Here is a 25,354-nt window from a genome sequence, read left to right as displayed (position 1 = left end):
GTACGGGTTGGTTGCTTTTTCCCATGATCGAGATCCCATCGGAGTCCCTCCTCGATTGCGAAGGAACCCCATTTGTTCTCGTCATGCATCTGCAAAAGAATGTGCAGGAATCGGGCGCTTAGAAAATCTTCATGCCCAGGCTCAGATAAAAAAATTGCTCATTGGCGTTGTTCTGGGCGGCGACGACTCTGAGATATTTAGCTTTGAGCACGACGCCGCCCGGAAGCATATATTCGGCGACGGGGCCAATTTCAAAAAGGTTGAAGCGATTTCCATGAGGCTTCGGGATCCCGCCCACTGTCGTGTCATTGGAAACCTGGGTTTCATAGGCGCCGGCGACCCCGAGGCGAAAGGGGCCATAGCGTTCGGACACGCTCCAGTCGACGTTGATGAGATTGCCCGACGTATAGCCAGGCAGATTCGATCCCAGGCGCCGGGGGTTTGTAAACGGCACGCCGTAGAAGAGACGCGCGCTCACTTCGGTGCTATCGCCGCCGATGGACCAGTTCGGTCCCGTTGTGTATGTCAGCGCAAAGTTCGGGATCGCGACCCAGGAGCCGCTGCCGACATTGAGCGGGCTCGACGGGGTATAGGCGCCAGTCGGAGCCTTTATGGCCATGCCTCCGGCGAAAGTCAGACCATATTGGAGCGGCAATTTACCTGGTGTTACGCCCGCCAACCCCAGACTTTTGCTCCAGTAGAAAAGATCCGAATAGGTGTCGGCAAGGCCCGCGACGCACCCCTTTTCAGCCACTGCGATAATATCAAAACAAAGATGTTCGACCGGCAGCACAACCGACGTTTTGAGCGATCCGCCAAAAACGTCGAACGGATAAACATAAGATAGCACTCCAGCGTTGATCGGAGCCGATATCTTCAAGTTTTGTGCGGACGGAACAGGCTTGCCATTTATGCCAAACAGATAGTCGTTTCGATTAAATGGAATAGTAACCAAACCGAAATAGAGGCCCGTCGGCGGGAGAAGCGCCTGGCTTAGATCGGTTCCCCCCGGCGGCGTAATCGGAATTATACTTTCACCAGCGTTCGCCGCGAGTACGCTCGCAACAAGCAGAGTCGCCGAAATAAGAAGCTTCTTTATCATCGATTCACTCCCCGTATGTTTTTATTTCATTACCGTTTATTTTGTCGCCATCTTCTGTGGCGTTGGCATTAGCCATGTCATTGGCCAAATATTCATTCGAAGTTATCTGAATGCACGAAATCGATGTTTACACGATCCTTTCGCGTCCACGCCTGACAACAACCTCCTAGGGAAGGGCCGTTATTTCGACGGGAAGATGCGAAAGAGCATGAAGCGTATTGTTGAGCCTGCGCGATGTGGCGCCGGTGATCCGGATGTCGGCGACGCGGGAGACGAGGGCCTTGAGCACAGCTTCGGCCTCACGCCGCGCGATCATTTGCCCAAGGCACTGATGTATGCCGAAACCGAAGCCGACATGACCCGCCGCCTGCCGCTCTACGTCGAATGATTCCGGATCGTTCCAGCGCCGCGGATCGCGGTTGGCGGCTCCTAAAAACAGGATGATCTTCGCGTCCTTCGGGATGACCGCGCCGCCAAACTCGACCTCGCGCGTCGTCGTGCGGAAAAATGTCTGGACGGTCGAATCCCATCGCAGAGATTCTTCGAACGCGTTCTTTACGAGGACGCTCGGATTTGCCTGCAACTTCCTCCATTGATCGGGGTGGGACGCCAGCGCGAGCATCAAATGCGCGATTCCGTTAATCGTCGTGTCGAGGCCGGCGGTCAAAAATGAGCGAACGAGCAGCTCTGCTTCGGCGGGAGAACAGTCTTCTGCTTCCGCGGTCCGATAGACTTTTGCGCCCCAGGCCTCGTCCGCCAGATTTTCTCTCTTGCAGGAGGAGGCCACCCACAACATGGCGTCCTTCGCATCGCGCATTGTCTCCTCGAAGAGCGCATTGCGCGGGCCAAAGGCGTTAAAGGTCGCCGTCCCGTAAGGAACGAGATTGTCCCGGCCCTCGGGCGGCAGCCCGATCAGATCGGGAAAGACGCGCATCGGATAGACTTCGGCAAGATCGGTTACGGCGTCGAAGCTCCGGCGCTGGAGCAGTTCGTCCACCAGCTGATCCGCCTTCTCCTGCCACAGAGGCAATTCCTTCATCAGCGCCGCCAGCGTCACGACCTTGTTCATCATTCCGCGCGTGCGCGTGTGCAGCGGCGGATCGGCTTCAAGGAGCAATGACTTCGACCGCCACGGCTCTTCCCGCGCGAAATCCGCGAGCCCGACGCCGCGCGCCGAACAGAAGGTCTCATAGTCCTTCAAGGCGGCGCTGACCTCCGCGTGCCGAGCGCTCCCGTAAATCCTGTAGGGCTCCAGCCAGAATACCGGGCCGGCCGCGCGAAGATTCTCATGATGAGAGTAAGGATCAGCGAGAAACGCTTCGCTGAACGGATCGACGTCAAGGCGCGGAACGCCCGGATGCGGATCGCTCGCAATATAGGTTGCGACGCCCTTCGTCATGACCGCGCCTCACGCGGTGAATGGGAGTCTTCCTGTCTTTTTCGAAACACGACATTTCCTCGCTATTGGGGCCGAGGCCGGAGCCATCGGAAAGTTTTTTTATGTTAGGGGGCGCAAACCAATCCGGGGCCTGCGCCGCCTTGCAATATCAGCCGCCGCATCATGCGGATTTGCGAGGCGTGGCCGACGCCTGCTCTTCCTCGTCGATAAGTTGGCCTAACACGCGCCGCGCCCGGATCCCCGGGATGTCCGGCTCAAGCAAAACAGGACGCATCGCGATGAGGTCCGTCTGCTCGCCCATCTCTTCCTGCTGCGCTTCGATGATCGGCTTGTCTTCATAGGTGAACACGCGATGGACCGAGTTATGCAAAATCTCGTCAAGCTTTTCGTCATCGAGCTTGCGATTGCGCCCTTGAGACCAGAAGTAATGCGTGCGGTATGGGGTCTCGGGCGTGAGGAGATGCGCGGCGGGCGTACACACGCCTTCCGCGACGGGCGCGCCAACTTCCGTGACGCCCAGGTCAAAATAAAGCAACGACGGCGGGGTCCAGCGCATGTTGGCGCGCCCATCGCCCTTCTCCGACGGCGAGGTCCAGAACAGCCGGGCGAAATCGTTGAGCGAACTGTTGGACTTCAATCGCCTCGAATAAATGGCGTTGCCTTCCTGACTGAATTCCGTCCGGTGCGAATCAACGCCTTCCTTCCGCGCGAACATCGGGTGCAGAAACTCGACGTGGCTCAGATCAAGAAGATTATCGACGACGAGCTGATAATTGGCGTCGATGGTCAAATATCCGCTTACCGTCCTGAAGCTCTTCTTGTCTTCAAGGAAATCGAATTCCGGGATCAACGACGGATCGGCGCGCGCCGGGTCGCCCGGCCAGATCCAGACGTAGCCGTACTTTTCGTAAAGCGGATAGCTCTTCACGCGGGCCGTCTGCGGAATTGACTTGCTGCCGTGCGGATTGAGAACGCAGACTCCGGCCTTATCAAACCGAAGCCCATGATAGATGCACTGCAGGTCGTCGCCGATCTGCCGGCCTCGCGACAATGGCGCGAACCGATGCGGACATCTGTCGAACAAGGCGGCGGGCTCGCCGCTCTCGAGCCTGTAGAGGACAATGGGCTCCTCGAGAATGATGCGCCGGAACGGTTCGCGAACCACCTCGGCCGCGGCGGCGGCGACATACCAGGCGTTTCGCAGATAGTTCATTTCGACGCTCCATCATCACAGATGTCCGGCCGCCCGAACCGGCGCCAGGCTCAAATACGAATAATTTAAGGGCTGTCGTCACAATTGAAGGGCTTGACGACGGTTCATGATAGCGGCGTCGCGCTCACCATCTGGCGGGGATGCGGAACTCGGAAATTTCATGGAACGGAATGTCGACGAGGCCGGATTCTGCGCTCATGACTGTAACGGCGCCGCTTTCGCGCCGATGATCGAGGCGCGAGAAACTCCTCATCTTGCCGCTCAGGCTTCTGCCGTCGCGCAGACGAATGCGTATCACGACATCCCCCAGACAAAACGCATATGCCGCGTCGTCGGCGGGTTCGCCGCCGGAGGCCGCCATGGACGTTCGGCCCGCGGCCTGATAGATCTGACGCATGTTTCTCCCACCGGATTCAGCCTTCTTGCAGCGTTGGCGTCGGACTGTTTGCGCTTTGAATGATGTCACTCAGCTTAGAAGACCGCTAATGTAAAAATCTGTGCAGGTCATGCCGGATCGATATGACCGCGCGGGAACGGCGCCACGGCGCTATTGGTTCCGATGGGATAAGGGAGCGCTTTCGCAGCCCGCGCGCCCGCAACTGAAGTCTGTCGGGATGGGGTCGCGGTCTCGCGGAATTTAGGATTCCCGCGAGATCGCGCGCATCTCCTCAATCAGTTTCAAAGCGGCCGGCGCGAGAAGGCCTCGCTGCCGTTTGAAGACATAGAACTGACGCTTCCACATAAGCTCCGGCGTCGATAATTCGACGATGCGGCCCGAGGCGCCGTCCAGCGATAATATGGCGCGCGGCTGCCACGACAGCATGTCGGTCGATGCGACGAGCGCGCGGATGGCGCTGACGGAGCGCGTCTCGACGGTCGCCGCCGGGGGCGAGAGGCCGGCGACCAGGAAACGCCGCTGAAATTCCTGCATCGGCAATGTGGTCCGCGGCGGGAGCACCCAGCGAAAGCGCAATAGATCCGGGAGGGACACCTCGGACTGCCCGGACAGCGGATGATGGCGCGTGGCGATGACCGCAAGCGTGTCCGACAGCATGCTCGGGCGTGAAAATGGAACTTCGTTATGCTGCATGCGCCCGGCGATCGCGATGTCGATGTCGCCGCGCGCGAGGGCGTCGCTCAATTGGTCGTCCACGGCTTCGAGCAGTTGGATGCGCAGGTTGGGCCATCGCTTCAACAGGCGATCAACCGCGCGGGGCAGGAAGGAGCTCGCTATGCTCGCAACGGCTCCCACCCGCGCAATCGACACGCCGTTGCCCTTCAGCGCGGCGACCTCCTCGAGCGCCGTGCGGCTGTTGCTGATAACCTCTTCGGCGAAGGGTAGCAGGCACTCGGCGTAGATGGTCGGCACGACGCCGGCGGAATGCCGTTCAAACAGAATCGCGCCGACCTCGCTTTCCAGCTTCTTCAAAATCCGGCTTGCCGCCGGCTGCGTCATGTCAAGGCTCGCGGCGGCGCGGCCAATAGAGCGGTAATGCATTACGGCGAGGAAGAGAGGAAGGTGGCGCGAGTCCATGGGCATACCGTTTTGTGATGACCTTATTTGACATTGGCGACTAGGTTTGCCGGCGATTAGCACGCACTATCCATCCGCGGTCTAGCCACCCGGTAGAGGGCGGTCGCCGCTAATGGGTAGAGATAACAACAAGTCTCGCCCGGAGGAAGCTTAAAGGAGGAGATGCGCGTGAACTATCCCAGACACCAGAAGTAAAGCGCTCCCAGTCTTCACCATTGTCAACATATTCCGGCGAGGCCACCTTGCGGCGGTCGCGATGTCAAGTCGCGAGCGAGGCTGTTTGGCGCCGCGCGCCGGCTTTATCAGTTGCGCCGGAGGCGAACACAAAGGGAGCATGCATTTGGCTGACGCCGTGATTAATCCTTCCGGAATTATCGATCAAAGTCCTGTCGGGATTTTTCAATTAAGGGTCTTTGTTCTATGCGCGCTGGTCGCTGCGCTTGACGGCTTCGACACGCAAGCGATCGGTTACGTCGCGCCGCTGGTTGCGTCGGCGATAGAAATCCCGATTTCGTCGTTTTCACTGATCTTTTCCGCCGGGCTGTTAGGCGCCAGCGTTGGCGCCTTCGCGTTTGGCCCGCTGGCGGATCGCTTCGGCCGCAAGCGACTTCTCGTGGCGGCCTGCATTTTATTCGCCAGCTTTACGCTGGCGACGATTGGCGTCAGGTCATTCCAGGGCCTGCTCGCGCTGCGCTTCCTCGCCGGTCTCGGACTCGGGGGCGCGACGCCGAGCTTTCTCGCACTCAGCGCCGAATTCTCTCCAAAGAGGCTCCGGTCCCTGACGATCACTGCGCTTTTCGCAGCGTTCCCATTCGGCGGCTTCGTCGGCGGCTTCGCCAGCTCCTACCTGATAAGCCATTACGGGTGGCAGACGGTCTTCGTGGCCGGCGGCGTCACGCCGCTTTTGATTGCAGGATTGCTCGCGATCTGGCTACCGGAGTCGCTGCACTTCATGGCCTCTCGCGGCACCGACAAAGCCGCGGTCGTCGCTGTTCTTAACCGAATATCGCCGACGCCGATTCCGGAAAGCGCCTCGATCGCCTTCCCGGAAAATCCGCCCGAGACGGCCCCGCCTGTGCGCGGGCTTTTCACGGAGGGACGCGCGCCGCGCACCCTGCTCCTCGGCGTCCCCTTCTTCATGGGTTTCATGATCCTAGTGACGGTCACGGCCTGGACTCCCTCTCTGCTCAAAAGCGCCGGCATTCCGTTGTCGATGGGCGCGCTGATCATTGCCGCCAACAATCTTGGCAGCGTCGTCGGCACCACGCTGTCTGGCTATCTGCTGGATCGGTTTGGGGCCTTCAAGGTATTGGCGCCGGCTTTCGTCGCCGGCGCCATAGCCTTGGCCGCGTTCGGAAGCTCCACGGCCAGCGAGCCATTGCTCGGCCTGACAGCGGCGCTCGCCGGCTTTTTCGTCGGCGGCGCCTCTTCCGGCCTGCTGGCGCTCGCGGCGTCGCTCTATCCGGTCAATATGCGCTCAACGGGGATCGGCTGGGGCATGGGAATGGGACGGCTTGGTCAGATCGTGGGACCGCTTCTGCTTGGCGGACTGGTTTCCCGGCAGGCTACAATCGCGACGATCTTCTTCGCCGCTGCGGTTCCCTGCTTGATCGCCGCTTTGTTCATCGTAACGCTCCGGCGCTATACGCGCGGCGCAGACTCCGGCTCGCTCGCCGAGCGGCGGCGCCATAGCGCCTTGGCGGAATAAACGCGAAACGCCGGGCGCGGTGCGAGAACTCGGCCACGTCAGCATCCAGGACTATGAGGAGGTTTATTGTGCAACTTTCGATCTCTGTCGCTATCGGAGATTACGACAGAACGAGGGATCTGTTGTCCGGCCGCGTGCCCATCGATGGAGCGGCGCCAACCTATCTCGCGCTTGAGCCGGAGGAGATCTTCTATCGATCGTTCAAGCTTCAGGAGTTCGACGTCTGCGAATTGTCGCTCAGCAGTTATGTCCTGCAGCTTGCCTCCGGCGCAGCGTCTTATGTCGCATTGCCGATCTTTCTGTCGCGCGCTTTCCGACATAATGGAATCTACATCAGGAAAAGCAGCGGCATCAAGACGGCGGAGGATCTCAAGGGACGCCGGGTCGGCTGCCCGGAATATCAGCTCACGGCCTGCGTGTGGATCCGGGGCCTGCTCGAAGAGCAGTTCGGCGTCCACTGGTCGGAGATCGAATGGGTCAGAGGCGGAATCGAGCAGCCGGGCCGGGCGGAGAAGCTCGCCTTTCAAATGCCGTCCGACGTCAGGATGACGGACGCCCCCGCGGACAAATCACTTAGCGAGTTGCTCGTCGAAGGTTCGATCGACGCGATGATCGCGCCGCGGCGGCCTTCCGTTTATTCGCAAGGAAATCCGGACATCGCCTGGCTGTTTCAGGATCCGCTGCAGGGCGGGCAGGACTATTTCAAGCTGACCAACGCCTTTCCCATCATGCACGTCCTCGGCGTACGAAAAGCGCTCGTCGAGCGGCATCCGTGGCTGGCGTCCTCTTTGGTGAAAGCGTTCGGGATCGCGAAAGATAACGCGACGGCCCGCCTCAATGACACCGCGGCGCCCAAGGTGACCTTGCCCTTCCTGGAAGAATACATCAAGCGCGCCCAGGAAATTTTCGGGCAGGATTTCTGGCCCTATGGCGTAGCGGCAAATCGTCAGACGCTCGAGAAGTTCCTGGACTATCACCATCGGCAAGGGCTTTCACCGAAACGGGCGTCGATCGAAGATCTCTTCCATCCCGCCAGCGTCGAGAGCTTCAAGATCTAGGCGGCGGATGACGCCGGGGTCGGACAGAGCTCAATCCGCCGATGGGTTTTCTTTGCGCTTGCGATGAGGACAGCGTTGCGCTGCTGAGTCAGCAACCTGCCGCCCTCCGGCCGATGACAAGTCGCCGCCTGCGCAAAACGCCGGGCGGTTCCTTATGCGACTCGCGGCCGGCCGAAACCCCTGACGATCAGGCCCGCGGCCCGCGCGGCCGCAATTATCGAGGAAAGGAACAAATGCCGGAATCCTGGAGGACATTGAAGGTTGTCTCGAAAACGGCCGAGGCCGAGGACGTCACCAGCTTCGAACTGGCGGATCCGAACGGCGCGCCGCTGGAGCATTTCAGCGCCGGCGCCCATATCGACGTGGAGGTGAAGCCTGGCCTTGTTCGGCAATATTCCCTCTGCAACGACGCGCGTGAACCGAACCGCTACCTGATTGCGGTATTGCGCGAGCCCGCCTCGCGCGGCGGCAGTTCGACCCTGACGGACGCCGTGCAAGTTGGCGCAGAGTTGAGAGTCGGCGCGCCGCGCAATCTCTTCGCTCTCGATCCCGCGGCGGAGCGCGTCGTCCTCATGGCCGGCGGCATCGGCATCACGCCTATCCTGTGCATGGCCGAGCGCCTCGCCGTTGTCCATACGCCGTTCGAGATGCACTACTGCGCCCGCAGCCTGCGCCGCACCGCTTTTTTCGACCGCATCCAATCGTCGGCCTTCGCCGATCGCGTTCACTTTCACTTCGACGAGGCTCCCGCGACGCTGATCGATATGGCCGACGCCGTGAAACAAAAGGGGGAGCGTGATCATCTTTATGTTTGCGGACCGAGCGGCTTCATCAACGCCGTTATGGGAGCGGCGGCGTCGGCCGGCTGGGATCCCCTACGGCTCCACAGGGAATATTTCGCCGCCGCCGCCGCCGTCGCCGAAGCGCAGCCCGGGCAAAATCGCCCGTTCGAAATTGAGCTTGCGAGCTCGGGAGCTCGATTCACCGTCCCCGCCGACCGCTCGGTCATCGAAGTTTTGGCGGAAAACGGCGTTGAGGTGCCAATGTCATGCGAGCAGGGCATCTGTGGGACCTGTCTCACTCGCGTACTCAGCGGCGTGCCCTACCACCGGGACAGCTTCATGACCGATCAGGAACATGTGCGTAATGACAAGTTTACGCCATGTTGTTCACGATCGAAGACAGATCTTCTTGTACTTGATCTTTAGCAGGCTGTCGGATTCGTAGCGTTGGCGTTGCGCTATGCCAGCTACGGGTTGTTCAGGCATGGCGCAGACGGTTGAGCCTGCGGCAGTTGTAGGCGACTGCGACGAGCAACCATTCCGCTGAGGCTCTGGTGCAAACCGCTGAAACGGGGCATATTCGCCGCAAACCGGCCTTTGGAGCAAGCGAACCCCTATGCTGAGCATGGATGATCTTTTCAAGGGCCGCCATTTTGACCGGGAGATCATCATCCTCTGCGTCCGGTGGTATCTTCGGTTCAAGCTTAGCTTTCGAGATCTCGTGGAAATGATGGCTGAGCGGGGAATGTCCCTGGCGCATACGACGATCATGCGCTGGATCCAGCGCGATGTTCCGGAATTCGAAAAGCGCTGGAACCGCTTCGCCTGCCGGGCCGGCGCCTCGTGGCGCGTCGACGAGAGCTATGTGAAGATCAAAGGCCGCTGGACCTACCTCTATCGCGCTGTCGACAAGCAAGGAAAGACGGTGGATTTCCTCCTCCGCGCCAAGCGGGATGTCGCAGCCGCCAAGGCGTTTTTCCGTCGGGCGTTCAAGAGCCAGGGGCGCCTGCCGCGCGCCATCACGCTTGATGGCTATCAGGCTTCGCATCGGGCGGCCCGGGAAATCCTTGGCGAACATCATCGCGGCAAGCGAACCAAAATCAGGTCCTCGAAATATCTCAACAATCTGATCGAGCAGGACCATCGATCGATCAAACTTCGATTGGGTCCAATGCTTGGATTGAAGCGCTTTCGGAGCGCCTCAATCACCATAGCCGGCATCGAACTGATGCATAGGATCAGAAAAGGTCAATTCAAACTCGCCAAGCTTCTCGTCAAAGGCAAAACCGCGCCCGAAATCTGGAATGCAGTTCTCGCTGCATGAGCCGACTCAGGCTCCCCATCAATTCGTTGCGTTGATTCCGAAAGTTTGCACCGGAGCCGTAGGTCGGGCCGCGAACGTCGACGTGAGTGACGACGCTGTCGCCGCCCCTATGCGCGAACCAGGCGCTTCCATGGGGTCCCTCACGCAGGACGTCGGCTCTGGCGGCGGCATCGAGGACCGCCTGCAGCAGGCGCCGCTCGATCGCGAGATAGCGCCAGACCGCCGATCGTCGTCGCAGGCGAGGTCGCCGCGCATATCGCTCGGCGACAGTCACGGATGTCGCGGATTTCTCGCGCCGCCGCTCGGCCAAAGGGAAGGACGGGCTCAGCCCGGCGAATGCGCGCAGGATCTCGCGGACGTGGCCGAAGTTGAGCGACGGATCGAAACGCTGCACGAGGTCGAAAACGTCGCCTCGCGCGTCGCTCGTCGGATCCCACCAGCCGCGTCCGCCATGGCTGACGATCAGGATTTCACCCTTGCCGCGTCGGTACTTCAGGCAGGTTTTTGTGCTCTCCTGACGGTCGAGGCGCCAGGGCGGCGGCGTGCGCTCCAAAATGACCGCACAATGGAACCTTTTCGCGCAGGGTTTCGATTTCGGGATCGGAACGGGTCATGCCGGGATCTCCCTTGTCTGTCGCGCGAGAGCGGGCTGACCGAGCTTTCCTTTTGTCTCTGCGCTTACTCTCGCGGCGGACCGCGAGGTGGCCGCGCCGCCAAGGCGCGCGGAACGCGCGGGAGCCTGCGACGAACCCTTGTCGGCGCAGCCGGCGCCAGCGGTAGCCATCTCAATCCTCTCTTTCGTTTCTCCTTTCCTGGTTGAGGGTGCGCGGCGCGAACACGAAATCGCCGGCGAAACAGTTTTTGAAGCGTCCGGCTGACGTCGTGTCAGCGCGACAGTAGGCCCGCGCCGGACAGCTGCTGTTCCCTTTTTGATCTTTTCCTGCGGTTATGATTCTCTCGGGCGGCTGACGGTCATCGCCGCCGGGCTGGAGAGACGAGAATGGAGGAACTGGCGATCCTGCTCGAAGCCTGTGCACCCCGCCTGAACCGGCATCGGTTCTGGCGCGTCCGGATGGGCCGCGACCTGTTCGGGCGGTGGTATGCGCGCGTCACATTCGGGCGCATCCGCCGATCCGGGCGGACGCTTGGTTACGACTTTGGCTCGCAAGAGGAAGCTGAGGCGTTCGTCAGGGCGGGCCTGAAACGCCGGCGCGGCGCGCCGAGGCGCTGCGGAGCCTACCGTTTGATCGGGGCGTCAACCGGACCGGACGGATTGACCGACGAAAAGATGGTCGCACTGATCTTTTGGGCCGTGGCGACACATACGGAGGATTCGAACGGCCCACTACAGCTTCTTGATGTTTCATGACATATCATGATAGGCTGAAAGTTGGAAAATGGAGGTATGCCATGGCATCCCAAGCCCGCGAGAAATTCGCGACCCAGGTGAATTCGGAGATTCTGTCCACTGTCCGCAATCTCGCCCAGAGCGAGGGGCGGCAGCTACAGGCGCTGGTCGATGAAGCGCTGGCTGATCTGATCGAAAAGCGGAAGCAGGGTAAGCCCCGCGCAAAGGTCATGGCTGCTTATCACGCCAGCCATGAGAATTTCGGGACGCTCTACAAGAAGCTGGCTGAGTGACGGACTATCTGACCGTTGTCGAAGTCCTTGCTATTCACGCCGACCAGATTGACCGCTACGGCGGCTCGGCCGGCGTACGCGATCGCGGCCTGCTGGAAGCGGCCCTGTACCGTCCCCAGACGGGCTATTACGCCGATCTGATCGAGGAAGCCGCAGCGCTTTGGGAAAGCCTGGCGCAGAATCATCCGTTCATCGACGGCAACAAGCGCACAGCCTTTGCCGTCACCTACACTTTTCTCGCCATCAACGGCGCGCACGTCACGGCAGAGGCCGACGCGACCTATGCTTTCATCAGCGGCCTCTATGAGACCGGCGCATTCGAGTTTGGACGATTGGCCGACTGGCTACGCGGGAACACAATGCCCGAATAGTGCCAAAAATCTCGTTTTCCATCAAAAAAAGCCCGACGGTTTGTTCCTGGTTGACGATCAGCGAGCATAGCCGTCACAGGCGTTAAGGCGCGCTCTGGCACCGTGGGAAGAAGCAGAAATTAATAGGGTATAGCGCGGCAATCTGGTAGAGGTTACGGAACATATGTTCCATACTTATTTGTTTTCACACAGAATATTTCTATTCGCATAAGATCTCTTATGGAATACGCCCGGTTGAGTGCGGTCATGAGCCTGGATCTGCCTTTTCTCATCGATCGAGACGACGACCGCATGGGCAGGCGGGTCCATGTAGAGGCCCACGGAATCTTTGGCGCTGATGGGCATCGCGTATTTCCAGCCGATCACCCGCGGCGAGCTGAGCCAGTTCTTTGGCAAGGAGGGCAGCCGCGACATGATCGGCGCCCACCGCGCCATGGGCCTTATCGCCGCCGGCCCGCGCAGCCCGACGCCCGGCGCCCCCTATGCGTTCGTCACCACAAAAACATTTCTGACGCGCTTCGGATTCGACACGCTGCGCGACCTGCCCGTATCGAGATGCTCGAGGACGCCGGCCTCCTCAGCAAGGACAAGCCGCTCGCGGGGGAGTTGCCGGGCGGGTTCGGCGCGCGTGACGACGAAGCCGACGATCGGCCCGATGAGGCCGCAACCGCCATCGACAGGACGCTTGACGATCCAGCGCGATGGCCCAGCTGCGAGCGGTCGTGAAACTGCGTCGCAACCGGCGCCTCCTTCGCCCATCTCACGACGCAAATTTCGAGGCGTTTCCGCATTGGCCGGGCTTCGCGAACTTTCCGGCATCGAGCGGTTGCAGGACGCCGGCTCGCTGGACCCGGCCTGGCCGCCGTTGACCTCGACGGAGCCTTGGATCCCGACGAAGTCTCGGGTCTCGGCGAAGGGGACGCGGCTATCGGAGACGAAGCGGATGACTCATTGCCGGCCGCGCGGGAGAAGATCCTCACCAGCCAGCGACCCTTGCTCGACCGTCTCGAGGCGCTCTGTGCTCACGAGCCCAAAGCATGACTCATCCGATGCGGAAGCGTCTGGCTTCCGCAAGGCCCGCCGCCGGCGAGTAGATCACACGGATTTCGACGTCCAGGCCACGAGATCTGTGACGGCTTTGCCGAAAGCCTGATTGAGCGCCGCGGCGATCTCGGGCGTCTGCGTTCCGGTCGCCGGCGCAGTCGCATGAAACACCTGCGCGCTGACGATATGGCCATTGTCCGCCACGATCTTCGCGGAAAATGCGACATCCGCCGTCGGATCGGGGGTGTTTATGATTGCGAAATTCCTCAGGTCGAGCACGAGCTGATAATTGTGGCTCACCCCCTCGACCGAGGCCGCGACGGCGGCCGAAAAGCCGGCATTCTCGAAACTCTGGATGACCTTCTCCTGGATGAGCTTGGGCAGCGTGTCGCTCCATTGCGCGTCGCCGAGTATGGAGATTTCGCCATCGCTCGCGCGGCCGAGCATGCGCTGCGTCTGGAGAGCATTGACGGCGGTCGGCTCAGTGACGACGAACTGGGCGCGGGGGGCGTGGATTGAACTTGGAAACGCGCTCGGAGCCGTCAAATCATAGACCGGCTTCGCTTTTTCCGTCGCTGCGCCAGCGGTCATGCGTTCGAGGCCCGCCATGATCGCATCGATGCGATTCGAGTTACGGCCGAGGGCCTCCGAAAAGGTCTTCAGATTATCCATTGTGCTCTTCATAGAGTCGGAATTATCCCCGAGAATCTTGTCCAGGCGCTGAAGCGCCTCACGCGCGGCCTGCGTCAGATCCTGGGTCGCGCTGCGGTCAGCGACGAGAACGGGCGGCTCAGCATCGGAGGCGGTCAGCAATGGAGACGTCGACGCGCCGCCGCTGAGGGCGATCGCCGGGCTTCCCATCAAACCCCGCGACTCGACGCTGACCTTGGTGTCGGCGCGCATAGGCGTCCCGCTCGCCACGGCGATCGTCGCCGTGACGCGGCGGGGATCGCTAGAGTCGAGCTGCAGACCGGTCACTTCGCCGACGCGAATGCCATTGAACTGAACGGCGGAGCCGGTCTGCAGGCCGGACGTCGGGCCCTCGAAGCGGATCCTGTAAACGACTCTTTTGGCGAGCCCTCCATTGTTGTTCAACCAATAGACGAAGCCGAAGCCGGCCGCGATGGCGGCAAGCGCGAATAGTCCGACCAATATGTAGCGGGCTCGTGTTTCCATCGCTTGTCGCCTCAGCTTGCAGGATGATTGAACGCATGCGTTGTCTCTCGCGCGCGCTTGCCTTGAAAATACGCCTTCACCCACGGGTGTTCGCAGGCGAGGATGGCGGCGATCGGCCCTTCGGCGATCACCTTGCCGTCGACGAGCGCCGCGACGCGATCGCAAACCGCAAAGAGGCTGTCGAGATCGTGCGTGACCATGAACACGGTCAAGCCGAGCGTCTGCTGCAGTGTCTTGATCAGCGTGTCGAAATCGCCGGCCGAGATGGGATCAAGCCCCGATGTCGGCTCATCAAGGAACACGATCTCGGGATCGAGGGCGAGTGCGCGCGCCAGCGCGACTCGCTTGGTCATGCCGCCCGAAAGCTCGGCAGGATATTTTTCGGCGTCGTCCGCATTGATGCCGACCATGCCGAGCTTCGCCATCGCGACCTCGGTCTGCAACTTTTGCGATAGCTTCAGATATTCCCGCATGGGGAACTCGACGTTCTGACGCACGGTCAGCGAGGAGAACAAGGCGCCCTGCTGGAACAGAACGCCCCAGCGGCGTTCGATGGCGCGCATTGCCTCGAAACTCGCCGTGTCGCGATCGGCGCCAAGCACAACGATCGTGCCGGAACGCTTGGGCAGCAAGCCGATGATGGTGCGAAGCAGGACGGATTTGCCTCCTCCCGACGCGCCGACGACGCCGAGGATCTCGCCCCGGCGCACATCAAGCGACAGGTGGTCGAGCACGATATGATCGCCGAATCCGACGACGAGCTCGCGCACGCCTATCACGACCGGACTTTGCGCTGGGTCCATTGCCTACATCCCGATCGAGGCGAAGAATATAGCGAAGAAACCATCGAGTACGATAACGAGGAAAATCGATTTCACGACGGAGGTCGTGGTCCGCAGCCCGAGGGATTCGGCGCTGCCCTTCACGAGCAGGCCCTCGGCGCAGGCGACGACGCCAATGACGAGCGCCATGAACGGCGCCTTGATGATGCCCACCTCGAAATGAGTGATCGAGACCGCCTCTTTCAGCCGCGAGATGTAGATCGAGGGGCTCATGCCGCCATAGAGCCAGGCGACCACTCCGCCCCCGTAAAGAGCAGCCATCGAGCCGAGAAAAGTCAGGATCGGCAAGGCAATGACGAGAGCGATGACGCGCGGCAGGAGGAGCACTTCGACGGGGTCGAGCCCCATAGTCCGCAAGGCGTCGATCTCCTCGCGCATTTTCATCGAACCGATTTCGGCTGTATAGGAGCTGCCCGAACGGCCCGCCACCATAATTGCGACGATCAGCACGCCGAGTTCGCGCAGCACCAGAATGCCAACGAGGTCGACGGTGTAATCTTCGGCGGCGAATTTGCGGAAATGGAAGAAGCCCTGCTGGGCGATGATCCCGCCAATCAGAAAGGTGATCAAAAAGATGATCGGCACGGCCCGCAGGCCGACGCGGTCGAGCTGATTCACCACGGACGTCAGGCGAAACGTCCGCGGGCGCACCAGAATGCGGATGAGCGCATCGCCGAGCGCTCCAAGCATGGCGATGAAGGTCACGAAGTCCTGGCCAATCGCGAGAGTGGCGCGGCCGGCGGCTTCGAGGATCGCGAATCGCGTGTCCTTTTTCGCCGGAGCCGCGGGCGCGGCGGCGATGCGATCGATCTCCAGCAGCAGTCCGCGAAACTGGTCCGACACGCCGACCATCCGCGCCTGCTTGCCGCTGGCTCTGTAGCTGCGGAGCAGCCGCTCCATGAGACAGGCTCCGAAAGTGTCGATTTCGCGAACGCCATGGATGTCCAAGGACAGGCTGCCAGCGCTCGCGCCGGCAATGACCTTCTCGACCAGCGGTTCGAGCGCGCCCGCATGAGCGGCGGTCCATGGACCGGAAGCGACGACCTCGAGGCTGGCGCCATGCAACGCGGCCTGCAATGGTTCAGATGGCACGCTTTCCTCCCTGTCAATGAGATCCTTGAATCAAAGTCGCGGCAAAGGCTTCGGGTCAAGGCGATGAAGCCTCGAGAAAGGTTACTTTGATCGCCCGGTCCCGTCTTCTCTTTCGCTTGTAGCCTGTTCGCTTGTAGCCTGCCGACTTTGAACAAAAAATGTTTTACAGCGCCGCGGATAAAATCCCGTCATGGCCGTTTGGAGCAAACGGCAGCCTGGCGGACCACGCGAAAACGACGATCGTCGGCGCCGCGCCCGCAGAAGGCGAGGGGGCGGCCTTTTGAGGCGACTGTCAGACCTTCCGATACCGAGGCGACGGCGCGCTCGATTCGCCGGCGCTCCGGTTCCGATGGTATAGAGAATGGACGCCATATCGCGAGAGCTGCTGGAGCCAATTGCGGGCGATGACCGGATTTACCTCTCTCTACAGCCATGAGTTCATCCGCATCGCGGCCTGCGTGCCGCCGGCGGAGGTCGCCGATCCCGATTTCGCCGCCGAGCAAACCCTTCGCCTCGCCGCGGAGGGAGACGCGGCGAAAACCGCTGTCATGGTATTTCCGGAACTCGGGCTCTCATCTTACGCGATTGATGATCTTCTGTTTCAGGATGCGCTCCTCGACGCGGTCGAGAGAGCCGTCGCGCGGATCGCCGACGCCTCGCGCCATCTCTATCCCGTGCTGGTCATCGGAGCGCCGCTGCGATGCGAGGGGCGTCTCTACAACGCGGCGCTCGTGATTCACCGCGGCGCCATCCTTGGCGTCGTGCCGAAGAGCTATCTGCCCAACTACCGCGAATTCTACGAGCGCCGCTATTTCACCGCCGGGGCGGGCGTCACCGGGGGGCGCCTGTCGGTCGCGGGCCGCGAGGCGCCTTTCGGCGTCGATCTCCTGTTTCGTTCGTCGGGGTCGGCGCCTTTCACCTTTCACGTCGAGATCTGTGAAGACGTCTGGGTCCCCCTGCCGCCCTCGACACGCGCCGCGCTCGCCGGGGCCGAGGTGCTCTTGAACCTTTCCGCGAGCAACATCACCATCGGCAAGGCGGACGCGAGGCGCCTTTTGTGCGCCAGTCAATCCGCCCGAGCCATCGCGGCCTATGCCTATTCGGCGGCGGGGCCTGGGGAATCCACCACCGACCTCGCCTGGGATGGTCATGCCGCGATTTTCGAATATGGCGATCTCCTCGCCGAAACACAGCGGTTTCCGCGCGGGCCCGCGCTCGCTATCGCGGACGTCGATCTCGGCCGGCTCCGCCAGGAGCGCATGCGCGTCAACAGCTTTGGCGACTGCAAGAGCGCAGAGCTAAGGCAGGCGCCGCCGTTCCGGACGCTCTCGTTCAGGCTCGATGCGCCCGACACGTCCGTGGCGCTTCGGCGGACGATCGAACGCTTCCCTTTCGTGCCGTCGGACCCCTCGCGGCTGCGCGAGGATTGCTATGAGGCCTATAACATTCAGGTTCAGGGCCTCGCCAGGCGCCTTGCCTCCACGGGGATTGAGCGCGCCGTCATCGGGGTCTCGGGGGGGCTTGATTCCACGCAGGCGCTGATCGTCGCCGCCCGCGCCATGGATTTGCTCGGGCGCGAGCGGAAGAACGTGCTGGCCTATACGCTGCCCGGCTTCGCCACATCGGAGGAGACAAAGGCCAACGCTTCGGCGTTGATGCGCGCGCTCGGAGTGACTGGCGGGGAAATCGACATCCGCCCCGCTGCAAAGCAGATGCTGGCGGACCTCCGCCATCCTTTCGCGCGCGGCGAGGCGGTCTATGACGTCACATTCGAGAACGTCCAGGCGGGCCTGCGCACGGATTATCTGTTCCGCCTCGCCAACCAGAACCGCGGGCTCGTCGTCGGCACCGGCGATCTGTCGGAACTTGCGCTCGGCTGGTGCACCTATGGCGTTGGCGATCATATGTCCCACTACAACGTCAACGCCTCGGTCGCCAAAACGCTGATCCAGCATCTGATCCGTTTCGTCGCGGCGTCGGGCGAGGTGAGCGAAGAGACGGTTCGCGTACTGCGCGCCATCCTCGCGACCGAGATTTCTCCCGAACTTGTGCCGCCGACCAGCGGCGTCGCGCTGCAGTCGACGCAACAGATCGTCGGACCCTACGCCCTGCAGGACTTCAATCTTTTTTATCTGACGCGCTACGGCTTTCGGCCTTCCAAAATCGCCTTTCTTTCCGATCACGCATGGAGCGATGCGGAACGCGGCGCGTGGCCTGTCGATCTGCCGGCCGGCGATCGCCGCGCCTATTCGCGCGCCGAGATCAGACATTGGCTCGAGGTTTTTATCCGGCGCTTCTTCGCCAACCAGTTTAAACGGTCGACGCTGCCGAATGGGCCGAAGATTTCTTCGGGAGGCTCGCTGTCGCCGCGCGGCGATTGGCGGGCACCCTCCGACGCGCAGGCCAAAGCGTGGCTCGCGGAGCTCGATGAAAATGTTCCGAGGGCATAGGCGCCGCCCGCCGCAAAGGACATCCAGCCGATGACGGAACCGCACATGGGGTCGCCCGCTCTCATTCGACCGGTCGCCGGTGACCGGCTGCGCCTGTTCGCTCTGAAGGGAACCGAAGAGCTCGGTCAGGCGATCAGCCGGCGCCTCGATTGGCCGCTGGCCCGGCATGAGGAGCGCGATTTCGAGGACGGCGAACACAAGATCAGGCCGCTCGACGCGGTTTGCGGCGCCGACGTCTACGTAGCGCACAGCCTTCATGGCGGCCCGGGGCAAAGCGCCAACGACAAGCTATGCCGGCTCCTCTTCTTCATCGGCGCGCTGAAGGACGCCGGCGCCGCCCGCGTAACGGCTGTGGTTCCCTATCTCTGTTATGCGCGCAAAGACCGGCGCACCAAGCCAAATGATCCGGTCACGACCCGCTACGTCGCCGCCTTGTTCGAGTCGGTGGGCGCCGACGCGATCGTCGCGCTCGAGGTCCACAATGAGGCCGCCTTCGAGAACGCTTTTCGCTGCAGGGCCGTCGCGTTGACGGCGGCGCCGCTGCTGATCGAGGCGATCAAGGCCGTCGTCGAAGACGCGCCCCTGTGCATTATCTCGCCGGACCTCGGGGGCGGCAAACGGGCTGATCTGCTCCGCGAAGCGCTCGAGGCGTCCACGGGCCGACAGGTCGGCAAGGCATTTGCGGAAAAGCGCCGCAGCGCCGACGTCGTCTCCGGCGACCTTTTCGTCGGCGACGTCGCGGGCGCCGCCTGCATCATCGTAGATGATCTTGTGAGCACCGGCGGAACGCTCGTGCGGGCGGCCCGCGCCGCGCGCGATCGCGGGGCGCGGCGGATCATCGCCTGCGTCACGCATGGTCTTTTCATGCCCGGCGCAGAGAAGGCGCTTGCCGATCCGGCCATTGAGCGAATCATAGCGACGGATACGGTCCCGCCGTTCCGGCTAGCCGCGGGGCCTGTCCGCGATAAGCTCGTCATTGTATCCGCTGCGCCGCTGCTGGCGGAAGCAATCCGGCGGCTCCACGAAGGCGAGCCGCTCACCGATCTCATGGTGTTCTGAGGAGCCGGTCCAGCCTTGCCGCGTCGGCCGCCGCGAGACGAAGATAGTCGCGGGCCCGGCGCGGCCATTTTTCAGGCGTGCGCGGCTTCGGATCGAGTAGATGGGCGATGGCGAGACGGGCGCGCAGCATGGCGCGACGGCTGCGATAGAAGAGAAACAGTCCGCTCAAAGGGTCATCGTCCAGCAATCGCGCCAAACGCCGCTGGATGCGCGCGCCCACCCATTCGGCGCCGAGACGCTCGCATTCGAGATCGAGAAAGGCGATCTCGTCAAGAGGATCGAGCGCCCTTAGCCGTGCCGAGAATTCAAGACAATCTATCATGATCGGCGGTTCGCCCAGCCAGATGTGTTCGGGCCGGAGATCGCCATGCGCATCGACAAGCCGCCGGGCGCGCACCCGCTCGATCAGCAGATCGGAGCGCTGCGTGAGGAAACGCCGCTGCGCCCGTAGAATCCGCCTCACGCAGCCTTGGGGAAGGCGAAAGCGCATGTCAAGCAGCACGCGCGCGTCATAGGCAAGCGCGTTGTTCCACTCCGCAAGACAGATCTCCGGCAGAAGGTAGATCCGCCGCGCATGACGGTAGAACGTCTCGAGCGCCGCCGCGATCTGATCCACCTGCGCGGGGAAGAGGCGGCGGTCGAGCAAGGCCGCCTCGAGGTTGGCGCTGTCATCAAGCCGGCGCATGACCACGAGCCAATCTGAAACAGGCCCTTCACCGCCAATAGCGAAACCCGACGCGGAAGCCGTAAGCGGAACGACGTCGAGATACACATCCGGAGCGAGCCGGCGATTTAATGAAAATTCCGCGCGGCAGGCGCTGGCGCGTTGTTCCAGCGTCGAGAAATCGAGATAGGGAAAGCGGACGGGCTTCTTGAGCTTATAGACGCGTTCGCCAGCCATGAACACAAAAGACATATGCGTCTCGCGGACGGCGACGTTCTTCACGCCGGGCGCATAGCTGTCCGGCCGGCTGAGAAACCGCACCTTGTCATCAAGCGTCGCCACGCCGCCGCAAGGCGAAGCTCGATCGTCCCGCATCGACGAGTCCCACATTGACATAGGCTACCCGGATTGCCGCAGCTGCGCTTGATTCCGATCAATGGCTGTTTTTCAGGCTGGAGAACACTCTCCGTTCGACCAAAGCGGCAGGTGTCATGCGCTTTCCTGCCAGTCGGAAAGCCAGCCGCCGCCCGGTCCAGCCCTTGGCCGGGGGCGGATCGCCGCAGCGTCACGCTCAAGCTACGACATGTTTTTGCACGGGAGTCGCATTGTTGGCCAGCCGAAAACATCGCTCGCGTTGAGCGAAATCAAGGATGCGGAGACGGATCAGGAGTTCAATCGGCGAGCTAGATCCTCGGCCGGCCGGGGACAAAGTCGGGAGGTCTCAGTGGCCAGCCGAAAACAAAGCGACACCAGTTCGCGGCGCGGTCGAGCGGTGAGCGTCCGTGATGTGCTTCTCCCGCCTCTCGGCCTCGCTGGCGCAGTGCGGCTTCCGTCTGACTCATACGGGCTCGTCGTATTTGCGCATGGAAGCGGCTCCAGCCGTTTCAGCCCTCGCAACGCAGCGGTCGCCGCCGCATTGAATGACGCAGGCTTCGGGACCCTTCTGTTTGACCTTCTCATGCCCGACGAGGAGATCGATCGCCGTAACGTGTTCGATATTGGGCTGTTGGCTGATCGTCTGATAGACGCGATCCATTGGATCGATGAGAACGCCGCGCTCAGCGGGCTGCCGCTTGGCCTGTTCGGCGCCAGCACCGGAGCCGCCGCGGCTCTCGTCGCGGCCGCGCGGCTCGGCGACAGGGTCGAGGCCGTCGTATCGCGGGGCGGGCGCCCCGATCTTGCTGACGCCGCGCTCGAATTGGTGCGCGCGCCGACACTGCTGATCGTTGGAGGCGATGATGATGTCGTTCTCGAACTGAATCAACAGGCGCTGGCGAAACTAAAGGCGCCAAAGGCTCTGCAGATTGTGCCCGGGGCAACTCATCTTTTCCCGGAGCCGGGCGCGCTTGAAGCCGTCATCGAGCATGCCACGCGCTGGTTCCTTGTCCATCTCGGCCATCGCGTCGGACCGCCGTCATTCAGCGCCCGATCGGTCTAACGCCGGGCGGAAGCCGGGGCGCGAATCGCCATCAATGCGCCTCGCGCCGGCTACAATCCTCATTTGAACTAGAGGGACGCCGGAACGAAAGCGCCGGGCGGGATCAAGCCGGGCGTCACATAGGCATGGTTCAAAACATCAAGCTGCGCCCAGAGCACATCGCACTTGAAACGTACGGCGTCGACGCAGGCTTCCTGCTCCTCACGCGTCCTCGCGTTTGCTTTGACATAGGCCAGCGCGAATTCCGAATCGCGGGGCGCTTGCGTCAGCCGCCTCTTAAAATAAGCCATGACGCCATCGCTGATGAAGTCGTAATTTTCCAGCATGCCCGCAATGCGTTCGCGATGGATCGAGGGCGCAAAGAGCTCCGAAAGCGAGGAGGCGACCGCGACGACGAGCGGCTGCTCGCGCACGAAGCGCACATAGGATTCGACGATATGGCGGGTCGCTGGCAAAGCTCCCTGCCGCGAGGTTACATATTTGCGGTCGAGTCCGAGGCCATCGGTCAGAATGAGCCAGCGCTCGATTCCGCCCGGCTCCTCGCCGAGGCCGTCGTGATCATGGATGCGGCTGATCCACTCTCGCCGCAGATCACGGTCGTGCACGCGGCTCATGAAGGCGGCGTCCTTGCGCGGAACAGCCTCCTGATAGCAATAGCGATTAAGCGCCCAGGCCTGAACCTGACCCTTGTTCAACTTGCCGCCGTGCAGCAGCTTATGAAACACATGCTTGTCGTGATAGCGCTCTGTTCCGACGGCGCGGATCGCAGCCTCGAATTCGTCCGGGGCCATCAGTTCGGCTGCGACCGACGGCGGCGCCTTCATCTCATTCATACTTGGTCTCCCTCTGTGTGTCACGATCGGCCGCCATCCGCTTTATTCAAAGCGGGCGCGGCCTCATCGCGGTCTCGACCGATCGCCCGCGCGCGCTCCCGATCCAAAACCGACATTCGCCCGATCATTTTAGCGTGAAGTCTATCGGAGCGATCATGGGAGGAAATTGAGGCAGATCAAGCTTCGGGACCGTCGCAGAAACAGGAGCTAACCCTGCGCCGCCGCCGTCCGAGGTCACAGGCCTCCGGATGATGTTGAAAGCTGCACTCTCACATCCGTCACCGCAAACTCACGAAACTGTCACCAGAACGATATCGACGACTTCTAGGTTCCCGGCGCGACAGAAATCGACCTGCCGCGCAATGGGGGTACTTATGCGAACCGAGAGTTCAAATCAGAAAAGTCTTCGATACAGGTTGCTGTCCTGTGTCGCGATCGGCGTCATGATCGGCAATACGGTGGCTCCGATCGCCACGGCGTCTGCGCAAGAGGGCCGGTCGGAAGAGGGCCGCCACGAAGAAGGGCGCACTGCGACGCCCATCAAACATGTGATCATCATTCTCGGCGAGAACCGCAGCTTCGATCATATCTTCGCCACCTACAAGCCCGTGCACAAGGGTGAGAGCATTTCGAATCTGCTCTCGAAAGGCATCGTCAATGCGGACGGAACGCCTGGGCCGAACTATGACGAGGCCCTGCAGTCCCGCGGATTCGACACCACGCGATACCAGCTGACGCCGTCCAAAACGGCTTACTCGGTTCTGCCTCCCGCCTTGGTCGGCGGCCCATCGACGCCAGCGCTGTGCGCGGCTTTGGGCGTGACCAGCGGCACATCATGCGACACCCCGGCCAATGAGGCTGTCGCCAAGACTGTCGAGAACGGTCTGCCTGACGATTATTATAAATATCTGCTGACCGGCGGCACCGGCCAAACGAGCAAAACGCCCGACAAACGCATCTCCTACGCCGGCCGGGACGCGACGCATCTGCCGCCTGGACCATACCAGCTGACGTCGAAGACGTACCCGTACGACGCCTACGCAGCGAGCCCGGTGCATCGTTTCTATCAGATGTGGCAACAGCTCGATTGCGACGCCTCCGCTGCGACCGAGCATAACAGCTCGGGTTGCCGCTCCGATCTGTTCCCCTGGGTTGAGACGTCAGTCGGCGCCGGATCAAATGGCGCCGCGCCGCCGGCCGGCTTCAACGAGTCGTCGACGGGCGAAGGCTCGACCTCGATGGGGTTCTTCAATGTTCAGCAAGGCGATGCGCCGTACTTGAAGGAACTCGCCGATACCTATTCGATGAGCGACAATTATCATCAGGCTGTTAACGGCGGCACGGGCGCCAATCACGTCATGTTCGGCGCCGGCGATGCAATCTGGTTCAGCGATGGCGCAGGCAACCCCGCCGTGCCGCCACATAACCCGGTCAATCCGACAGCTCCCGGCACGCCTCTGCCTGGCTACGCAAGCGCGCTGAGCGAAATCGAAAATCCGAACCCACGGCCCGGCACCAACAATTACTATACAGAGGACGGCTACGGCGGCGGCTCCGGATCTCCCACCGCGGTTGCTCCGAACGCCAACCACGGCGGCGGCTCCTACGTCAATTGCTCCGACGCGACTCAGCCGGGCGTTCCGGCTGTGTTGAATTACCTCCATTCGCTGAGCCACAAGATCGCGGCCGGCTGCGAGACCGGGCATTACTATCTGCTCAACAACTATAACCCCGGCTACTTCGGCGACGGCAGCAATGCCTACACCGACGCCAATGCCAACAACACTGTTTTCACGATCCCTCCGTCGAACCTGCGCACCATCGGCGATTCTCTCAATGAGAGGCAGATCTCCTGGGCCTATTACGGGGATGATTGGAACCGGTATCTCAATGACAAATATGAGAAGAACGCCGAGGACATCTATTGCAACATCTGCAATTGGGCGCAATACTCGACGTCGATCATGACCAACGCCGCGGCGCGCACGGAGCATCTCAAGGACACGACTGATCTTTACGCAAGCATCGCCGCTGGCAAGCTGCCGGCTGTTTCATATGTCAAGCCGAGCGGCCTGCTCGACGGTCATCCCGGTTCCTCCAAACTCAATCTGTACGAAGGCTTCGTCAAAAAGATCGTCGACGGCGTCAAGGCCAATCCCAAGCTGTGGGCTGAAACGGCGATTCTCGTGACCTTCGACGAAGGCGGCGGATATTGGGACTCGGGCTACGTCCAGCCGCTCGACTTCTTCGGCGACGGCACGCGCACCCCGATGATCGTCGTGTCGCCGTACAGCAGAGGCGGCCACATCTCGCATACCTATGCGGATCACGTCTCGACGCTCAAGTTCATCGAAGCGAATTGGGGCCTCAAGCCGATCACTCGGCGGAGCCGGGACAATTTCCCGAACCCGCGCACCGAGTCTGATCCTTATGTCCCGGTCAACTCTCCTGCTATCGGCGATATGATGGATCTGTTCAACTTCGACCATGACCATGACCATGACCATGACCACGACCATGACCGTGACCATCATTAAAATCTCGATCATTTGACTCCCCTGCCGCGCACGCGCGGCAGGCCTTTACCTATCGAGACGCCGGTTTCGGAAATGGAAACCGGCGTC

At 61.6% G+C, this 25,354-nt stretch carries 23 protein-coding genes and 1 pseudogene; 12 read left to right on the top strand and 12 right to left on the bottom strand.

The window, feature by feature from the left end:
- Positions 1-118: 118 nt before the first annotated feature.
- The 5 genes from SIN04_RS02155 to SIN04_RS02135 form a co-directional block, all read right to left on the bottom strand.
- Complete coding sequence (locus SIN04_RS02155) at positions 119-1,102, bottom strand: SphA family protein (protein ID WP_134493025.1); 984 nt, start codon at positions 1,100-1,102, stop codon at positions 119-121.
- Positions 1,103-1,268: 166 nt separating this feature from the next.
- On the bottom strand, positions 1,269-2,501 hold the full coding sequence (locus SIN04_RS02150) for a cytochrome P450 (RefSeq protein WP_134493023.1): 1,233 nt from the start codon (positions 2,499-2,501) through the stop codon (positions 1,269-1,271).
- Positions 2,502-2,661: 160 nt separating this feature from the next.
- A complete protein-coding gene (locus SIN04_RS02145) occupies positions 2,662-3,714 on the bottom strand; it encodes an aromatic ring-hydroxylating dioxygenase subunit alpha (protein ID WP_134493021.1) in 1,053 nt (350 codons plus the stop codon).
- A gap of 124 nt (positions 3,715-3,838) precedes the next feature.
- Positions 3,839-4,111 carry a hypothetical protein gene (locus tag SIN04_RS02140; RefSeq protein ID WP_134493019.1) on the bottom strand — a complete coding sequence of 91 codons (273 nt, stop codon included), beginning with the start codon at positions 4,109-4,111 and terminating at the stop codon, positions 3,839-3,841.
- A 240-nt stretch (positions 4,112-4,351) separates the two neighbouring features.
- On the bottom strand, positions 4,352-5,248 hold the full coding sequence (locus SIN04_RS02135; RefSeq protein WP_341263907.1) for a LysR substrate-binding domain-containing protein: 897 nt from the start codon (positions 5,246-5,248) through the stop codon (positions 4,352-4,354).
- A gap of 340 nt (positions 5,249-5,588) precedes the next feature.
- Between SIN04_RS02135 and SIN04_RS02130 the strand changes: the two genes are divergently transcribed.
- From SIN04_RS02130 to SIN04_RS02115, 4 genes are all read left to right on the top strand, one after another.
- Positions 5,589-6,956 (top strand): MFS transporter, encoded by a 1,368-nt coding sequence (locus SIN04_RS02130; RefSeq protein ID WP_341263906.1) that lies wholly within the window; start codon positions 5,589-5,591, stop codon positions 6,954-6,956.
- Between the two features lie 68 nt (positions 6,957-7,024).
- Positions 7,025-8,014, top strand: a complete 990-nt coding sequence (locus SIN04_RS02125) for an ABC transporter substrate-binding protein (protein ID WP_341263905.1) — start codon at positions 7,025-7,027, stop codon at positions 8,012-8,014.
- 233 nt (positions 8,015-8,247) lie between these two features.
- Positions 8,248-9,222 (top strand): PDR/VanB family oxidoreductase, encoded by a 975-nt coding sequence (locus SIN04_RS02120; protein ID WP_134493011.1) that lies wholly within the window; start codon positions 8,248-8,250, stop codon positions 9,220-9,222.
- A 190-nt stretch (positions 9,223-9,412) separates the two neighbouring features.
- The gene (locus SIN04_RS02115; protein WP_134493009.1) at positions 9,413-10,120 is read left to right on the top strand and encodes an IS6 family transposase; all 708 of its coding nucleotides are present in this window, start codon (positions 9,413-9,415) and stop codon (positions 10,118-10,120) included.
- Here SIN04_RS02115 and SIN04_RS02110 read toward each other — a convergent pair.
- Entirely contained in the window at positions 10,071-10,673 is a 603-nt protein-coding gene (locus SIN04_RS02110; RefSeq protein WP_166796063.1) for a DUF3991 domain-containing protein, read from the bottom strand. The two genes, SIN04_RS02115 and SIN04_RS02110, sit on opposite strands and share 50 nt — an antisense overlap.
- A gap of 447 nt (positions 10,674-11,120) precedes the next feature.
- On the opposite strand from SIN04_RS02110, the gene SIN04_RS02105 reads away from it, so the two are divergent.
- From SIN04_RS02105 to SIN04_RS02095, 3 genes are read left to right on the top strand one after another with little or no spacing between them, the layout of a single operon-like run.
- Positions 11,121-11,489: a WGR domain-containing protein gene (locus SIN04_RS02105; protein ID WP_134493004.1), complete on the top strand. Its 369-nt coding sequence runs from the start codon at positions 11,121-11,123 to the stop codon at positions 11,487-11,489.
- Between the two features lie 41 nt (positions 11,490-11,530).
- Positions 11,531-11,761, top strand: a complete 231-nt coding sequence (locus SIN04_RS02100) for a hypothetical protein (protein ID WP_134493002.1) — start codon at positions 11,531-11,533, stop codon at positions 11,759-11,761.
- Complete coding sequence (locus SIN04_RS02095) at positions 11,758-12,132, top strand: type II toxin-antitoxin system death-on-curing family toxin (RefSeq protein ID WP_134493000.1); 375 nt, start codon at positions 11,758-11,760, stop codon at positions 12,130-12,132. Before SIN04_RS02100 ends, SIN04_RS02095 begins: the two co-directional genes overlap by 4 nt.
- Positions 12,133-12,306: 174 nt before the next feature.
- Here the strand turns inward: SIN04_RS02095 and SIN04_RS02090 are convergent, their stop codons facing one another.
- A complete protein-coding gene (locus tag SIN04_RS02090; protein WP_166796045.1) occupies positions 12,307-12,546 on the bottom strand; it encodes a hypothetical protein in 240 nt (79 codons plus the stop codon).
- Between SIN04_RS02090 and scpB the strand changes: the two are divergent.
- Positions 12,452-12,858: pseudogene (gene scpB / locus SIN04_RS02085) on the top strand (SMC-Scp complex subunit ScpB); the annotation flags it as partial. The gene SIN04_RS02090 and the pseudogene scpB sit on opposite strands and share 95 nt — an antisense overlap.
- Positions 12,859-13,227: 369 nt before the next feature.
- On the opposite strand, the gene SIN04_RS02080 reads toward scpB, so the two are convergent.
- Genes SIN04_RS02080 through SIN04_RS02070 form a run of 3 tightly spaced genes read right to left on the bottom strand, consistent with a single transcriptional unit; the run spans position 13,228 to position 16,286 of the window.
- Positions 13,228-14,352: an ABC-type transport auxiliary lipoprotein family protein gene (locus SIN04_RS02080; RefSeq protein WP_134492998.1), complete on the bottom strand. Its 1,125-nt coding sequence runs from the start codon at positions 14,350-14,352 to the stop codon at positions 13,228-13,230.
- Positions 14,353-14,363: 11 nt separating this feature from the next.
- Complete coding sequence (locus SIN04_RS02075) at positions 14,364-15,155, bottom strand: ABC transporter ATP-binding protein (RefSeq protein WP_134492996.1); 792 nt, start codon at positions 15,153-15,155, stop codon at positions 14,364-14,366.
- Between the two features lie 3 nt (positions 15,156-15,158).
- Entirely contained in the window at positions 15,159-16,286 is a 1,128-nt protein-coding gene (locus SIN04_RS02070; protein ID WP_134492994.1) for an ABC transporter permease, read from the bottom strand.
- Positions 16,287-16,690: 404 nt separating this feature from the next.
- Between SIN04_RS02070 and SIN04_RS02065 the strand changes: the two genes are divergently transcribed.
- Together SIN04_RS02065 and SIN04_RS02060 are read left to right on the top strand one after the other, a co-directional pair.
- A complete protein-coding gene (locus SIN04_RS02065; protein WP_134492992.1) occupies positions 16,691-18,736 on the top strand; it encodes an NAD(+) synthase in 2,046 nt (681 codons plus the stop codon).
- 30 nt (positions 18,737-18,766) lie between these two features.
- Entirely contained in the window at positions 18,767-19,795 is a 1,029-nt protein-coding gene (locus SIN04_RS02060; protein WP_322847400.1) for a ribose-phosphate diphosphokinase, read from the top strand.
- On the opposite strand, the gene SIN04_RS02055 is transcribed toward SIN04_RS02060, so the two are convergent.
- Positions 19,782-20,834: a hypothetical protein gene (locus SIN04_RS02055; RefSeq protein ID WP_134492990.1), complete on the bottom strand. Its 1,053-nt coding sequence runs from the start codon at positions 20,832-20,834 to the stop codon at positions 19,782-19,784. The two genes, SIN04_RS02060 and SIN04_RS02055, sit on opposite strands and share 14 nt — an antisense overlap.
- 397 nt (positions 20,835-21,231) lie before the next feature.
- Here SIN04_RS02055 and SIN04_RS02050 point away from each other — a divergent pair, with 397 nt between their 5' ends.
- Positions 21,232-21,897, top strand: coding sequence for a dienelactone hydrolase family protein (locus SIN04_RS02050; protein ID WP_244606035.1), 666 nt, complete (start codon positions 21,232-21,234; stop codon positions 21,895-21,897).
- A gap of 68 nt (positions 21,898-21,965) precedes the next feature.
- On the opposite strand, the gene pqqC is transcribed toward SIN04_RS02050, so the two are convergent.
- Entirely contained in the window at positions 21,966-22,730 is a 765-nt protein-coding gene (gene pqqC, locus SIN04_RS02045; RefSeq protein WP_134492986.1) for a pyrroloquinoline-quinone synthase PqqC, read from the bottom strand.
- Positions 22,731-23,173: 443 nt separating this feature from the next.
- On the opposite strand from pqqC, the gene SIN04_RS02040 reads away from it, so the two are divergent.
- Complete coding sequence (locus tag SIN04_RS02040; RefSeq protein WP_134493205.1) at positions 23,174-25,267, top strand: alkaline phosphatase family protein; 2,094 nt, start codon at positions 23,174-23,176, stop codon at positions 25,265-25,267.
- Positions 25,268-25,354 lie beyond the last annotated feature (87 nt).

This window comes from Methylocella tundrae (assembly GCF_038024855.1).
Taxonomy (GTDB): domain Bacteria; phylum Pseudomonadota; class Alphaproteobacteria; order Rhizobiales; family Beijerinckiaceae; genus Methylocapsa; species Methylocapsa tundrae.
Note: the sequence above shows the minus strand (reverse complement) of the source record. Positions and strands in the feature narration are given on the sequence as shown.